Genomic DNA, 14,802 nt, shown 5'->3' with positions numbered 1-14,802 from the left:
ACAATCCGTGCCACGCCCCACGATCCTGGCTTACTACTTCCCCGACTGGCACCATGATCCGCGAAACGCCGAGTGGTTCGGTCAAGGATGGGACGAATGGTCGCTCCTCGAATCTGCCGGCTCACGATTCCAAGGACACCGCCAGCCCAGGATGCCCCTGGATGGTCCGTTCGATGAAGCAACTCCGGCCGCCGCGTCAGCGCAGATTGAGCTTGCGCGGAACTATGGCGTGGATGGTTTCCTGGTCGACTACTACTGGTACGACGACGGTCCTTACCTTCAGCGGGCGCTGGATGAGGGACTTCTGGCAGCTGGCAACAGCCGAGACATCGAGTTCGCCCTGATGTGGGCGAATCACGAACTTGTCGATATCTTCCCGCACGACCACCCTGGCAACGCCCAGGCCACCCGTCTCAAGAATGGTGCTATTGATAGGGAGTCGTTCGAAGAGATGGTCCGGCACATCATCCCTGCCTATCTGAGCAAGCCAAATTACCTCACTGTCGAGGGAAGACCGTGGTTCACGATTTATGACCTTGCTAATTTCGTAGTCGGAATGGGAGGCACGACGCAGGCAGTCGAGGCTTTGACTTGGTTCGATGATCACGTGAAGCAGGCAGGGTTCCCGGGAATTCACCTTAATGCCGTGTTGTGGAAGGGCGAGGTCCTACCAACGAGTGCCGCGCCGCATGCCCCTATTGACCTCGTACGCCAGCTCGGATTCCGTTCAGCGACATCCTATGTCTGGGTTCACCACGCGGACCTTTCCCACTTCTCATTCCCGGCGGCGGAAATCGCACCGTTAAGAGACTCTGCCTTTGCTGAGTACGAGAAGTACGCCGCCCAGTTGGATATACCGTTCTACCCGAATGTCACTGTCGGGTGGGATCCGTCGCCCAGAACTCAGCAGACAGAAGATTTCCAACGGGGCCGATACCCATGGACACCCGTCTGGGACCCGACGCCCGAGGAGTTCAAAGAAGGTCTTCTGCAGGCCAAGGCTTTCCTTGATCGACACGACAGCCCCCACCCTGTCGTAACTATCAACGCTTGGAATGAATGGACGGAGGGCTCTGTGCTCCTTCCCGACACGTTCCACCGCCACGGCTTCCTTGAAGCAATCAAGGACGTATTCGGCAGCAGCGACCACAAGCCGAAGAAGGAAGAAATCGGTTCCGCGCTATCGTGAGGTTTCAGATTAATATCAGAGGAGTCAGGATCATGGGGAAGAGCGTCACCATCAAGGACGTGGCCACCCTTGCGGGTGTGTCGCTGGGGACGATGTCGAACTACCTCAACGGTACGAAAGTTGTCTCGTCTGCTACCCGGGCACGGATAGAACTTGCCATCAAGCAAACGAAATTCGTCCCAAACCGCTCCGTCCGGTCGTTGCATGGTAACCGTACGCACACCCTCGCACTGTTGGTTCCTGATGCTGCCAACCCGTTCTTTGCCGAGCTTGCACGGGGCGTAGAAGATATCGCGCGCGCGCGGGGGTATCTCCTCATCTACTGCGACACCGCGGGAGATGAGGAACGCCAACGCCACTATGTGAGGGATCTTGCCGAGATGCGGGTCGGCGGGCTCATCATCTCGTCAGGCGCCCTGAATCCTCCAAATGTCGGCGAACTCGAACATGTGGAAACACCCGTTGTAGTAGTCGGCCAGGAAGGAATGACCCTCAGTACATCGTCGGTTGTGATCAATCAACACCACGGCGGATACCTGGCGATGAGGCACCTCCTTGACCTCGGCCACAGGCGAGTGCTTTTCGCAGGAGGACCTGGCGGCAGTCGTGCCTTGCAGGCACGCTATGAAGGGGCCCTGCTCGCCCTGCGGGAATCTGGTGCGGACCCCTCACTTCTAACTCGTGTCGACGCCACCGGCCGCACCATCCGGGAACGAAGCGCATTGGCCGATATCATCACGGCGATGGACCCGCGACCGACGGGAGTCCTCTGCGGGAATGACATGATCGCCATCGCAATCGTCAATAGGCTCACTCGCGAAGGCTGGTCCATACCCGCGGACATCGCCATCGTCGGATACGACGACATCAGCGACGCCCAACTCGCCGTAGTTCCCCTCACCACAGTCAAGCAACCAGCCTACGAAATTGGCGAGGCCGCCGCCAGGTTGCTCTTTGCAAAATCCGAAAGTCCCGACGCTCCGAACAGACGAATCAGTTTCACCCCAGAACTTGTTGTACGCGAGTCGACAGTGATGCCAGGGCGGCCTTTCTGAAAGCTAACTGCAGCCACATAGGGGCTGTCTAGGGCGCTTCTTGGTCACTGCGGGTGTGTTCTCACGGCGCCGCCGCGAGAGTCGGGAAGCAGCAGCATTCTCGACCGTCGCTCCCCCAATCCCCTGAAAAGCCCGCCGGGTCGAGGCCGAAGCCATCGCCGACGTCGAAATGCACCTCGAAGACGGGGTTTGCGCGTCAGATACCCCAACGTCGCGGCGATCGCGAGTGAAGCGGCTTCAAGCGTTGCTGAGCGTTCATGCGCTGTTTGCACGTCCTCGATCACCTAACAGATACGATCGGTCAGCCGCGCCCCGGCGGACGCTGCAACCGTCCAGAACTGTCGTGGATTATTCGCTGCGACGGGTCAGGTGGTTTCGCATACTGCACCCGCCGCCTTCGCCCCTTAGCAGAGTCACCTCCCTGGCAGACGACGAGAGTGGAAACTGGTGTACCTGACCCGAACGCCGCGCCGTGATGAATGCACCCACGCCGGGGCCATGGAAACGAAACGACCCGGCGGCGAGCCCCGGAACCGCAGACCGGAGATCCGTTCATGACAACCGAGCCGCGGGCCGTGGATTCCGGCGGCGGGCAGCCGCGATCGGCACAAGCAGTCACGACAAGCAGAAGACCGTCGGACCCAAACACGCCCGACGCCCTCCGCGTGCTGTATTCGGACAGGGACTTGTCGTGGTGGCCCGTTCTGTTGTTTCTGCCTGCAAGGGGTGTTCTGTCCTTCCTCGCTCAGGCATTCACCGCTGCCGTACTGTGGTCCACCGGCAACCCGACACCTTGGGAATCCTCTCAGGGCTGGTGGACCGTCTACGGTACCCTCACGGATGCAGGGTGCCTGGGATTGCTGGTACTCCTGCTCAGGCGGGAGGGACTGCGCCTCCGGGACACTTTCGGCTTTACGCGGACTAGTCTGGGCCAGCAACTGCGTTCCATCCCGCTCTATCTACTGGCCCTGCTGCCCGCCGTCGCGGCCGCCAGTCTGGTCACTCTCCCCTTCTACGGGCCCGCAGCGCTTCCGCCCCAGGTCACCGCGATCCACCTGCCGGGCTGGGCAGCCGTCTATAGCTTCACGGTCTGGCCGTTCCTGTGGGCTTTCACCGAAGAGATCACCTACCTCGGGTTCCTACTGCCACGCCTTCAAACCCGCACCGGCAGAACCTGGAAGGCGGCGGCAATCATCATATTTTTCTGGAGTGCCCAGCACCTGGTGATCCCCTCCATCCTGGACATGACCTATCTCATCTCACGGTTTCTCGGCGCGCTGCTCATTACCGCAGGCCTGACGACGTCTTTCGTGCTGCTGCGCCGCCGGCTTCTGGCCACTACGGCGGTCCACTGGCTCAGCGACGCCTCCACCGCAATACTCACTACCCTTATCCTCGGCCGATGACTCCGCGACTGCGGCCCGCAATTGCGGGAAACGGTCGAGGAGATCTCGACCGTCGGTGGGTTCCAATCCAAAACTTCGCTCGGCGCTCCGCTTACTTCCTCGCGAACTTTTGAATCGTTGCCGGTTCCCCAAGTTGCACTCCGGCCCCTCATGCCCAGCAGCGGTCCCCGTATTAGAACCACGCCGATACCTAAGGGCACAAAACCCCTGCCGATGTCCTCAGTTTCATCTCCTGGGCTTCTGGCCCCAGGAAAGCCTTGTGTGCATCACTCTGGACACCAACCATATTGGCGTGGACCTTCCCAAGCACGACGGCGGCGAAAGCGCCCATGCGCGGACAGTCGCCGGTTATCTAGCGAACGACACGAATGCCACCAGCGCTCGTGGTGGCTGCCACCTGCCGGCCAATCGTGGGTACTCGCCTGGGTCCGTCACTACGACACTATGCTTCGCAAGCCATGACCGCGTGAAGGCGACGAGGTCCAGCCGAACCGCTGCAGGGGATCTGGATGCTGCGGTGCGGTAACGGCTCCCCCGAATTTGGGTGAAACCCGGAAGAGGCCCGCCGGTTGAGCAATGCGCACATCGACACTCTTCTCGCCGCAGCCTTTCGTCAACTGCCGGAGGAGACCTCATCGTGAGGCCAGCCGACGAGCTGACGGGCTGAGCCCTGTCAAGCTCGCCACTCCGAACCTTCTGTCAAGGGTGAGGGAAACTCCGACACCTTTGGCGCGCTCAGGGCCCCGGAAAAGGAACTCGGGGAACCGATTTTCGAAACGGTCCGGCGCCGCACCGTGTCCCGTTCGGGGTCCTCCACCGGACGCCTCCCGGTAGCTTTGAGCCACCGTTCAGATCCGCGGGATTCCGCCCTCGCGGGATTCCCGTATACCCTGCCCGAATTAATGCCCGGCGAAGGGGGGCCTTATACGCTACAGTCCAAAGCATCCTCATCGGCACGCTCGCTGCTCGACCAGCTCTCAAGACCTCACCGCCCAGCGCAATGCCCTCTTGGCCGCCGGCGTGGACCCCGATGCGATCCACGTCGACCACGGGTTCACCGGCACCAAGCGCGACCGTCCCGGAGTGGGTGAGGCCCTGGCCGCGTACCGTGACGGCGACACACTCGTGGTGACCAAGCTCGACCGCCTCGCCCGCTCGCTTCCGGACGCGAGGGACATCGCCGACGAGCTCACCCGTAAGGGAGTGACCCTGAATGTCGGCGGAAGCATCTACGATCCGCACGACCCCGTGGGCAAACTGCTGTTCAACGTCGTAGGCATGGTCACCGAGTTCGAATCCGACCTCATCCGTGCCCTGACCCGCGAAGGCATGGCGGTCGCGAAGGTCAACGGGAAGCTTCGAGGTCGCCAGCACAAGCTCTCCAAAAAGCAGGAAGTCCACCTCGTGAGCCTCCACCAGGGCGGCAAACACGCCACGACCGAGATCGCCGAACTCTTCGGCGTTGCCCGCTCCACCGTTTAGCGCGCGATCCAGCGCGCAGGGTCCACGGCCTAGCTCTTCGCTGACGACGCGCCGGTCACACTGTGCCCATATCCGCCCGATTTATCCCGAATACTACTACGGAGACCCCCTCCTGCTGCCCGTGGCGCTCGATTCCGATGCGGGCCTCGGGTAGACGATCCAAAAGGAAGGGCGCCACGGAAATTCCTCCCCATGGCGCCCCTGTCTCATGTCAACAGTGCTGGCTCGTTTTCGGTTGTTAGCAGTCCCGACAGCGCAGTAACGTCGTGCGGTCTCAAGATTCATGACCAAGCGAATCAGCTCGTCAGCGGTGCCTGAAGACAGGCGCGTGTCTCCAGGACGCACGAACTTGGCGAACGTTTCGTCATCGCTGAGCCGGTTCGTCCAGGCTCTCCTTGCACGTACCGCTTGAACTGTCACTGACTGCTCGGCCGTGTGGATGTCCAAGCGTGGCTCGGCAGATCCACCTTCCTGGAGGGGGTCAACCACACGGTCGATTCTGTTCATGAGGTCAAGGATCCGTTTGTCGGTCCTGCTGGATTCTGCGATCTGTGTCAGGCCAACTTCCCCGTGGAGCAAGGCAGCCGCGAGGGCGAACTGCATGCTCAGCTGGATCGAGATGAGAGAACCGGTGTCGGGTTCCCGCACATGTCTGCAATAAGTGCACTCGTGTGCACGGTCAGGCCGGTGACCGTCTCCGCGCTGATGGTTCCTCGTGCCCGCACGTCCAGGACTGCGTCCATGGCTGAATGCGTGCTGCGGCAGGTGGCATATGGCTTGATGGAAGCCACCTCGATCTGCCACTCCCGTCCGAGGGTTTCATGAAGATTGGTCTCATCAATGTCTTCGGTGTCCACGTACAGTCGTAGGAAACTCCCCCCAAGGAGCGGAGAACAGGTCTCGTGGTCCGGTGAAACCCTTGTGGGCCAAGAGCGCACTGTTGAGGCCTGCCTCGGCCGCTCGTCCGACATGCATCCGCTTGGACATGGCACCATCACCGATGAACGACCAGGTCCCGCCGGTGGAGGATCCTGCCAGACCGATGGCACTGGTCATTTGTTGTTCGTTCAGGCCAAGTATCACCCCGGCAGCCACCGCTGCGCCGAATGTTCGGCATACGCCTGTTGAACGCCATACCGTCCGGCCGCGAGCCCCTCGAGGGCGGTGTGCAGGATGCCTTTGGTTGCCTCGGCGTCGAGGGCCCCGGTCCGGAGCAGTAGCCGGAAATAGATCGGAGAGTAGAGCAACTCCGTCATGAGTTCGGGATCGAGATCCCCGCGCATCGACCCCTCTTCCATCGCTCGACGGACGAGCTGAATGACTGCGCGCGAGCGGGGAGTCCAGAAGCGCTCCTTGAATTCCACCATGGTTGCCGGATCGTCCTGACACTCCGCGATGAGTTGCGCCACGAGCCGGCCCTCTCCGCCCGCATAAATCTCTGCCAGCGAGGCGAGATGCTCACGAACCGCCTCGATCGCGGGCACATCCTCGCGAATCGGAGTGCGCGCGACGTGATTATCCAGGAACGTGTCGATAACCACAGCTGCCTTGCTCGGCCACCAACGATAGATTGTTGTCTTGCTGACGCCGGCCTCGCGAGCGATACGCTCGATCGAGAGCTTCTGCACCGAGACCGCAGCCGGTCCAGACTCATCAAGCAGCCTCATCGTCGCTTCCAGAATCGCCCGGCGGCTCTGCTCGCTACGTATCGCCATACGTCAACCTTACCGTTTTAGGCGACCAATACGAAACGTACACAATCCTTGCGTGCGGAAGGTGAACTGCGAGCCCAGGCGGCTCTCCTGATAGCCGGCGATATCGATTTCCTTCCGGCCGGTCATAATTCGGCAGGATTTCGGAACCGACCGCCGCCAGGGAGTCCTCGCTGGCCGTCGGGCGTGCCAGATCGCCGCCGGCAGCAAACACGCGGTCGGTCGGGCCGATCTCCTGCAGGCGCTCAAGGAACTCCCCCGACAATGACACCTGCAACTTCAGTCGCCAAGCGGAGAAGGGCGGCACGAACGCGAAGCCCATGTTATGAAAGCCTTGGCCGCGCAGGCACGTCCTTGTCTGCCTTTTCAAGGCCGTTGAGCGTCAGACAGCGCCGGTATCTGTCATCGGTCGATCCATTGCTACGGCGGTGATAACGTCGCGGACAGGTCAGCTAGCGGCGAACGCCTTCAAGTGCAGCATTCAGCAAATTAGTTATCACATCGCCGTCCAATGCGCCGGCGTGAAGCAAAACGCGGAAGTAGATCGGGAGCATATAGGGGTTCGGCGACGGTGTCAGGCGCGACGTCGGCACGGATCGCGCCTTCTCGGCGGCGTGTTGGATTAGCCCGGCAACTGTCTGCTGGCGATGCCGCCAGAAATGTTCCTTGAACTCCGCCATCGACTCGGGGTCGTACGGCACTCCGTAATCAACTGCGAAATGAGGCGGCCTTCACGAGTAAATCTTGGCCAGGGATGCGAAGTGCTCACTAAGCGCTTCGATCGCTGGAATATTGTCACGCACAGGTGTCCGAACAATGTGGTTCTCCAAGAAGGTGTCGATCGCTACTGCCGCCTTGCTTGGCCACCAGCGATATATTGTCGTCTTGCTGATACCGGCTTCGCGAGCAATGCGTTCGATCGATAGCTTTTGGACTGTCAGCGCCCCGGACCTACGTTCGTCTAGCAACGTCATCGTCGCATCGAGTCGCCCCTGCGCCTCTGTTCGCTTCGTACCGCCATGTCTGGACTCTATGGTAACCAATCCAATACGAAACGTTCACCATGAGTGTTGTTATATCGAGCAAATGATTCCCGAGTTAGACAAATCGCTGAGGACACTATGCGGTGCGGGGTATCTGCCAGGACAAGCGCGCAACTCGACAGGAAGTTCAGTTTTAGACCATTTCACCCCGACCGGCTTGCTCCACGAGATCTGCCAACCAGGGCCTGCGCCCATGGTGGAATACCATCCCTTCAGGCATTCCCTGGACTGAGGGTACTGAATCCTTGATGTCGATGGTGATCCGGCCACCGGCCATGGGTGCATTCGTGACGTGAAGGTCTCCGTAGGACTCCGGGAGAGCGGGATCCATCCAGAAGCCGCCCCGAGAAACATGGGTGTCAAGTCGCATCAGGCTGGTCACCAAGAAGATTGGTGTGGTCGCTGCCCAGGCCTGCGGTGAACAAGCCGTTGGATAGGGCACTGGACGGGCGTAACGTTCCCGGCTGAAGCCGCAGAACAGCTCAGGCAGCCGATCGTCAAAAGATTCGGCAGCCTCGTGCAGGGCCGTAGCGATACGCTGCGCTTCCTCAACGAAACCGTAACGAAGGAGTCCGGCCGCAAGGATCGCATTGTCATGGGGCCAGACTGAGCCGTTGTGGTAACTCGCCGGGTTGTAGGCGCCCATGTCGCTGGCCAGAGTCCGCACTCCCCAGCCACTGAACATTTGCGGGGCCATCAATCGTCCCGCCACCAGGGGCGCCTTGTCCTTGTCCACGATTCCGGCCCAGAGGCAGTGACCCATGTTGGAAGCGCATGCGTCAACCTGCCGCTTTTTGCCATCCAAGGCGACCGCGTAGTAGCCGCGATCCGGCATCCAGAACTGCTCGTTGAACTGTTCCTTCAACTGCGCAGCCCGAACTGCCAACTCGTTCCCTAAATCCGTATCGCCGGCGTCATAAGCCATCCATGCCCTCGAGAGATAGGCGACATAGACGTAGGCCTGCACCTCACAGAGGGCGATAGGGGGTTCGGCGAGTCGTCCGTCAGCGAAGTTGATGCCGTCCCAGGAGTCCTTCCAGCCCTGGTTGATGAGCCCGCTGGGATTGAGTCGCTCGTATTCGACGAAGCCGTCGCCGTCCTTGTCTCCGTAATCGGTGATCCACGCCAGCGCCCGGTCTGCGTGCGGTAAAAGCCCGGCGATCGCGTCCTTGGCGAAACCCCACCGGCTGACGGACCCCAGGACCACCAGGAAGAGGGGCGTCGCGTCGACACTTCCGTAATAGACGGATTTTCCGCCCAGGGACAAACTGCTGGAGACGTCAAGCCGGACTTCGTGCAGGATCTTGCCCGGCTCTTCCTCGCTCATGGGTTCGACAACGCTGCCCTGGCGGTCCGCCAGCGTTTGCAGCGTGCCCAAGGCCAGTGAGGGATCCACCGGCATCGACATCTCCGAGGCCCATAATGAATCACGGCCAAACAGGGTCATAAACCACGGTGCGCCGGCGGCCACGACGACGCGGTCCGGATTGTTCGGATCCTCGATGCGAAGGGAACCCAGGTCGTCGTAGCTGCGACGCCCAATTCGTTCAATGGAGCGATTTCCCACCTGCACCACCGGAATCTTGGCCACCCATTCCCGCCGACGCCGGTCACGGGGGGATAAACCGTCCTCATCGGCATGGACAAATATGGCTTCAGAGCTCGCCCCCTCCACGATGGGGACCACCGTCAAGGCCGTGCTCCATTCGCCGTGCGGCGGGACCGTCACACTGTATGTGAGAGTGTCCCTGCCGATGTCCGCTCCAGGTGCTCGGACGGTGACACCCTTCCTTTCGTCCTGCCAGACAGCCCGGATCGATAGTGTGTCGCCGTCCTGCTGGCGGGTTTGGTCCCAGTGCCGCTGGACTCGCGCCTCCTTCACCTCGAATAGATCCGCGAAATCCGCCCCAACCGTCAGGGAAACCACGCAATCGACAGGGTCTAAAGAGTAGTTCCCGACGGTTACTTGCTCGTGGATGCCCACGCCGACTTCTCGCAGTCGCTCCACAATCAGCGGGCTGTCTGCGTACCTGTCCGAGCGGGGAACCCGGCAGGCAAATAGCGCCCTGTACGGCTCCTTCATCTCCGCAGCCAATGGCTCCAGTGGGTGGCCGTTAATTGTGAGACTCCAGCAAGACAGAATGCGGGTGTCTTGGACGAAAAGACCGTGTGGAAGTTCGGGGTGTATGTCCCCGTTCTGCAATGAGATGGAGAACGAGGTTCCCTCTACCAGAGTCACCGTCCCTGCTCCCAGAGGCCCTGCCGCAGTGTCAGCATTCCATCCAGCCATCCCGGTCCCCTCACAAAATCCGAATCGGCGCACCCTGATGCCGCCGCCCATGCCGCTGCCATGGCAGCCAATTCTTCACTCGACGCTACGCTTGCTTGCTCTCCTATGCCAGAGCCTCATCTGAGGAGAGAACCTCACTGCAGAGAACTTCTTTAAGGCCCACGCGATGGACAGGTCCGGAAGGTGGAGTTGGATCTCCCCCCGGGCCTGCCGCGATGCCGATGGCTCATTGGTCCGCCCAGCCGGGGACGACTCAAATGGCTTGTCCCGCATCCTCGAGGAGCGTGCTTCCGGTCATGATGGTGGACAGATCGCTCGCCCAGAACAGAGCGACGCGCGCGATGCCGTATGGTGTTCCGATAAGGCCGATGTCCTGTTCGCCAGCGCCACGAACGACCAGCAAATTCGATGATCATGGTGGCGCGTCTTGCTGAACGTGACCACTTGGGCCTCTCCAGGCGATCAGGTATGGGCCTGCGTTGAAGCGCACTCCTCTTAGGCGCCCAATGCCGATAATTGACCTTGCAACCTGCCACGAGAAGAGCAGCAGGAAGTTTCAGTCCCGCTCGGTGATCTAGTTGGTTATCCGACCGGATTCTGGAGGCTTGACGTCCTTTGCGGGTCCAGATGCGACCAGGACGGTGAAGGTTGCGGATCAGCTATTGCACCTCATGTCGTCCCGCAGATCGACCTTGTCCGGGCGATGGTGGGCGGAGACTCGACTACAGCCTGCTGATATCACGGCCCAACCACACCTGTTCAACCGAAGGCAAAGGGCTTGTCACCAAACACCTTTGTCCCCGCGCCGGCAACCTCCGTCGTCACGGTGTGGTCCAAAGAAGCAGTCCACCACCCTTAGGCAATTTTGGGACCACCACTCGCGTTTCAGTGCTGCATGCACAACGAAAACGACGAGCCGGACCTGGCTTACGCCGGTCCGGCTCGACCTCCCCGACGTCCTTGATGCCAGTAGGACCGGTAGCGGTACCGCTTAGGGTGATACGGTCTGCCGCTCAAGGGCAAACCGCGAATATTCTTTCAGCAGCTCGGGATCATCCACCGACCCGAGATCCGCGACCGTTCCCAGGCCCGCCCCCTGCAAAAGCCGCTTGACCGGGACCTCCAGCTTCTTTCCGGTGCGGGTATGAGGAATCCCCGGCATGAAGATGATCTCGTCGGGAAGGTACCGGACGGAGAGGTTCTCACGGATGGATCTGGTAATCGCATCTCTCGCCACGTCCGGATTGGTACCGTCAGCCAGGTGAACGAACAGCGGCATGTAGTAATCAGTGCCCAGTTCCGCGCCGACAATCATGGCCTCGGCGACTTCCGGCAGTGATTCAACCACCGCGTAGATATCCGCCGAACCGAGCCGCAGCCCGTTGCGGTTGAGAGTCGAGTCGGAACGGCCGTGGATAAGGATGCCCCGGTCCGTGAACTCGATGTAGTCCCCATGCCGCCACACCCCCGGATACATGGCGAAGTAGCTCTCGTGGTATCGGCTGCCGTCATCGCCCCAGAAGCTCAGGGGCATGGAGGGCATTGCCTTGGTCACCACCAGTTCGCCCTTGCCCCGGGTGGGATTGCCCGCTTCATCCCAGGACTCCACGCGTACCCCGAGTGCCGGAGCCTGGATGTAGCCGACATGCACCGGGAGCGTCGGGGATCCTCCCACGAAGATGGAGGCTATGTCGGTGCCACCACTCATCGAGGCCAGCCAGATGTCGCCCACATTGCCGTAGACCCAGCGGTAGCCGTCGGTCGAGAGCGGTGATCCGGTGACCTGAAGGGATTTCAAGGCTCCCAGGTCGTGGTCCTGCATTGGCACCAGTGAGGCCTTCGCGCAGGAGTGAACAAATCCCGCACCGACACCGAGGACCGCGACCCGCTCGGCTGCGGCGATCTGCCACACCCTGTCGATCGACGGGAAGGTGGGATTTCCGTCGATGAGCACCGCAGTCGCCCCTACGCCTAAGGCGGAGACAAGGGAATTCCAGAGCACCCAACTCGTCGAGGCCACGTTGAGGTAGCGGTCACCGGGCCTCAAGTTGGAATGGATGAGGAGCATTTTCATTTCCTCCAGCAGTGCCCCACCATGCCCGTGCACGATGCCCTTCGGGATGCCCGTAGTCCCGGAGGAGAACAGAACCCATAGGGGGTGACTGAACTCAACGTCGTCGAAGACGAGCTCCGCCGCTTCAGCCACGGCCTGTGCCCAGTCCACGGCCGGGGCCCGGGTCGGGATACACGGAATTGAGGTATGCCGTCCCACCCAGATCACGTGCTCGAGGGTGGGGAGCTGGGCGAAGATTTCCTCCAACTCCGCGCGGCGGTCACGGTCCTTCCCGCCGAGCATGTAACCAGGGGCGGCGATGACGACCTTAGGAGCGAGCTGGGCGAACCGCGAGACGATTGCGCCCGGGCCGAACTCCGGGGCGCAGACTGACCAGACGGCACCGATCGAGGCAGCGGCGAGCAGCCCGACGACGGCCTCGGCAACGTTGGGAAGGACCGCCACGACCTTGTCCCCGTGGCCTACGCCCCGGACGCGAAGGTGCGCGGCCAGCGAAGCCACCTCGCGCCGCAGAGCATCCCAGGTGATCTCCTCGCGCGTCCCGTCCTCGGCGATGCCAACCAGTGCGATTCCCTCGTGGCCCTGCAGCAGGTGCCGGGCGAAGTTGAGCGTGCGCCCCGGGAACCAGCGCGTGTGCGGCATGGGATCGTTGGTGCAGACGGGCCCTGCCGCCCCACCGAACTCGACTCCCGCAAACCGGGCAAAGAGCTCCCAGAACTGCTCGGGCTCATCCACCGACCACTGCCAGAGCTCGTCATAGCCCGTACCGACGTCGATGCCCTGCCCGCCAAGGAAGGCGGCGAAACGTTCGACGGCGGTCTCCGCGCTGAGTTCGAGATCCGGCTCCCAGATCACGTCGCCGTCGGCGGCCTGGGCGTCGAGGATCATGCTCTCTCCAAGGGCCGGGAAGCCTCCCTGCGCCGCTCGGCGATCTGGGCTGCCGTGAGGGGCTCGGTCCCGATCAGCACGAAGAGGACCCTGGCCGTGGTGTCCGTGCGGTTGGACCACGCGTGGCTGGTGGCGCGTTGCACGGCAACATCGCCGGCGCGCATGGTCGCCTCGCCCTCATCAACCAACAACGTGATTTCACCCTCGAGAACCACCGCGTAGTCCAGCGAGTCGGTGCGGTGGAACCAAAAGTGCTTTGACCCGCTGTGCTCGGCACCCGCTTGGGCCTCGTCGTGCCCGTCGATCTCGCTGAAAATCACCGAGCCTGCCTCGTCCGGATAGACGGAGTCCGGCGGGAAGTCGGCGATGCGGAGGATCGTCTCGCCGGCGGCGGGGAAGCTGGGGATCTCGGCGTCCGCCGTGGCCGGGTCGACGTCGCTGACGTGGTCGATGGGTCCGGCTGCGGTCAGCCAGGGCACGGTGGCGCCGAATCCCGGAATTACTTCCGATGACCAGTGGTTGGGCGCGGCGCCGTCCGAGAGGATGATGGCGCGTCCCTGATCGTCGTGCCCGGTGACGATGCGGCGAACTGGGGGCCGGGTCATTACGCCACCCATTCTTCGTGCGGGTAGGTGCGGGGCTCGGGCCACCACGGGGCCTTTTGACGTTCAGTGGAGATCGGGGTGCGCAGCGTGCCGACGCCCTCGAGTTCCAACTCAATGACGTCACCTGGCTTCAGGAATTTGCCGATCTCAACGCCGGCGCCAAAGCCCATGGTGCCCGAACCGATAAGGTCACCCGGCTGCAGGCGGTCGGAGATCGAGACGTAGGCGAGCAACTCGGCGGGCGTGTAGACGAAGTCTTCCACCTTGGTATCGGAGAGAACCTCCCCGTTGACGCGGACCTGGCCACGCAACCCCTCGATGGAGTCAATTTCGTCCATCGTGGTGACCCAGGGGCCGATGCCGTAGCCGAAGTCCTTGCACTTCTGCGGGCCCATACCGATGGCCATTTCCGCACCCTGGATATCGCGTGCACTGAAATCGTTGAAGACGGTGATGCCGAAGAGATGGTCCATCGCCGTGTCCGGGGTCAGGTCGCTGCCGGACTTGCCCACGACATAGCCGACCTCGAGCTCCCAATCGAGGGCTTCTGTGAAGTCGGGATAGGGCAGTACCTGGTTGTGTCCGTAGGACATGGCCGTCGTGCCCTTGAAATACCCCGGACGCTCGTAGATTGACCGTGCCGGCTGAGCTTTGGCGACAACCCGGTGAAAGTTCTGGATGTGCTGCTCGAACGTCAGCCCATCGCGAATGACCGGCGAGTCGACAGCCGCGCGCCATGAGACCTCGTCGAGGGCAAGCGAAGCGTCGTCGGCCGCGGCGAGCGCATCGTGGGCGGCGTCCAGGAATGCGGCGCCTCCCCCGATTCCTGCCGCCAGGCTTCCGGGAAGCACCGCGAGGGCGAGTGCCCGGGCACGCTCGGGCTCCGCCGCCCTGCGCTGAAGCGTCAGGGCATAGGCGCGGGCGAGGTCAATAACCCGCCGCTGCTCCGGCTGGACAGCGACGAGTCGGATCTGCTCGCCGTCGGGCGTGGGCACTGCTATACGTCCCAGTTTCATGAGTACTCCTTCAAATCTCTCATACGATACGTACAGTATCGC

14 protein-coding genes are annotated in these 14,802 nt (G+C 61.8%); 4 read left to right on the top strand and 10 right to left on the bottom strand.

All coding sequences use genetic code 11. From position 1 onward, the window contains the following. Nucleotides 1–7: 7 nt before the first annotated feature. From LDN75_RS10195 to LDN75_RS10180, 4 genes are all read left to right on the top strand, one after another. Nucleotides 8–1,189 carry a glycoside hydrolase family 99-like domain-containing protein gene (locus tag LDN75_RS10195; protein WP_223937161.1) on the top strand — a complete coding sequence of 394 codons (1,182 nt, stop codon included), beginning with the start codon at nucleotides 8–10 and terminating at the stop codon, nucleotides 1,187–1,189. Nucleotides 1,190–1,221: 32 nt separating this feature from the next. Continuing rightward, nucleotides 1,222–2,244, top strand: a complete 1,023-nt coding sequence (locus LDN75_RS10190) for a LacI family DNA-binding transcriptional regulator (RefSeq protein WP_223937160.1) — start codon at nucleotides 1,222–1,224, stop codon at nucleotides 2,242–2,244. Nucleotides 2,245–2,798: 554 nt separating this feature from the next. Then, nucleotides 2,799–3,650, top strand: coding sequence for a CPBP family intramembrane glutamic endopeptidase (locus LDN75_RS10185; RefSeq protein ID WP_223937159.1), 852 nt, complete (start codon nucleotides 2,799–2,801; stop codon nucleotides 3,648–3,650). Between the two features lie 924 nt (nucleotides 3,651–4,574). Next, nucleotides 4,575–5,132, top strand: a complete 558-nt coding sequence (locus tag LDN75_RS10180; RefSeq protein ID WP_223937544.1) for a recombinase family protein — start codon at nucleotides 4,575–4,577, stop codon at nucleotides 5,130–5,132. A 605-nt stretch (nucleotides 5,133–5,737) separates the two neighbouring features. Here the strand turns inward: LDN75_RS10180 and LDN75_RS10170 are convergent. The 10 genes from LDN75_RS10170 to LDN75_RS10120 all read right to left on the bottom strand — a co-directional run bounded on the left by LDN75_RS10170 (nucleotide 5,738) and on the right by LDN75_RS10120 (nucleotide 14,760). Further along, nucleotides 5,738–5,989: an MmgE/PrpD family protein gene (locus LDN75_RS10170; protein ID WP_223937157.1), complete on the bottom strand. Its 252-nt coding sequence runs from the start codon at nucleotides 5,987–5,989 to the stop codon at nucleotides 5,738–5,740. A 222-nt stretch (nucleotides 5,990–6,211) separates the two neighbouring features. Beyond that, complete coding sequence (locus tag LDN75_RS10160) at nucleotides 6,212–6,847, bottom strand: TetR/AcrR family transcriptional regulator (protein ID WP_223937155.1); 636 nt, start codon at nucleotides 6,845–6,847, stop codon at nucleotides 6,212–6,214. Further along, on the bottom strand, nucleotides 6,834–7,166 hold the full coding sequence (locus LDN75_RS10155) for a hypothetical protein (protein WP_223937154.1): 333 nt from the start codon (nucleotides 7,164–7,166) through the stop codon (nucleotides 6,834–6,836). Before LDN75_RS10155 ends, LDN75_RS10160 begins: the two co-directional genes overlap by 14 nt. 130 nt (nucleotides 7,167–7,296) lie before the next feature. Continuing rightward, nucleotides 7,297–7,545, bottom strand: coding sequence for a hypothetical protein (locus LDN75_RS10150; protein ID WP_223937153.1), 249 nt, complete (start codon nucleotides 7,543–7,545; stop codon nucleotides 7,297–7,299). A 30-nt stretch (nucleotides 7,546–7,575) separates the two neighbouring features. After that, nucleotides 7,576–7,818 carry a helix-turn-helix domain-containing protein gene (locus tag LDN75_RS10145; RefSeq protein WP_223937152.1) on the bottom strand — a complete coding sequence of 81 codons (243 nt, stop codon included), beginning with the start codon at nucleotides 7,816–7,818 and terminating at the stop codon, nucleotides 7,576–7,578. A gap of 202 nt (nucleotides 7,819–8,020) precedes the next feature. Continuing rightward, complete coding sequence (locus LDN75_RS10140; protein WP_223937151.1) at nucleotides 8,021–10,177, bottom strand: glycogen debranching N-terminal domain-containing protein; 2,157 nt, start codon at nucleotides 10,175–10,177, stop codon at nucleotides 8,021–8,023. Nucleotides 10,178–10,430: 253 nt separating this feature from the next. Then, nucleotides 10,431–10,580, bottom strand: a complete 150-nt coding sequence (locus tag LDN75_RS10135) for a hypothetical protein (protein WP_223937150.1) — start codon at nucleotides 10,578–10,580, stop codon at nucleotides 10,431–10,433. Between the two features lie 588 nt (nucleotides 10,581–11,168). Then, nucleotides 11,169–13,139 (bottom strand): acetoacetate--CoA ligase, encoded by a 1,971-nt coding sequence (locus LDN75_RS10130; RefSeq protein WP_223937149.1) that lies wholly within the window; start codon nucleotides 13,137–13,139, stop codon nucleotides 11,169–11,171. Continuing rightward, the gene (locus tag LDN75_RS10125; RefSeq protein WP_223937148.1) at nucleotides 13,136–13,744 is read right to left on the bottom strand and encodes a cupin domain-containing protein; all 609 of its coding nucleotides are present in this window, start codon (nucleotides 13,742–13,744) and stop codon (nucleotides 13,136–13,138) included. Before LDN75_RS10125 ends, LDN75_RS10130 begins: the two co-directional genes overlap by 4 nt. After that, nucleotides 13,744–14,760 (bottom strand): fumarylacetoacetate hydrolase family protein, encoded by a 1,017-nt coding sequence (locus LDN75_RS10120; RefSeq protein WP_223937147.1) that lies wholly within the window; start codon nucleotides 14,758–14,760, stop codon nucleotides 13,744–13,746. The genes LDN75_RS10125 and LDN75_RS10120 overlap by 1 nt, the downstream gene beginning before the upstream one ends. Between the last annotated feature and the right edge of the window lie 42 nt (nucleotides 14,761–14,802).

Source organism: Arthrobacter sp. StoSoilB5 (assembly GCF_019977235.1).
Lineage (GTDB): Bacteria > Actinomycetota > Actinomycetes > Actinomycetales > Micrococcaceae > Arthrobacter.
The sequence above is the reverse complement of the archived record's forward strand: the minus strand, read 5'-3'. Positions and strand labels throughout refer to the sequence as shown.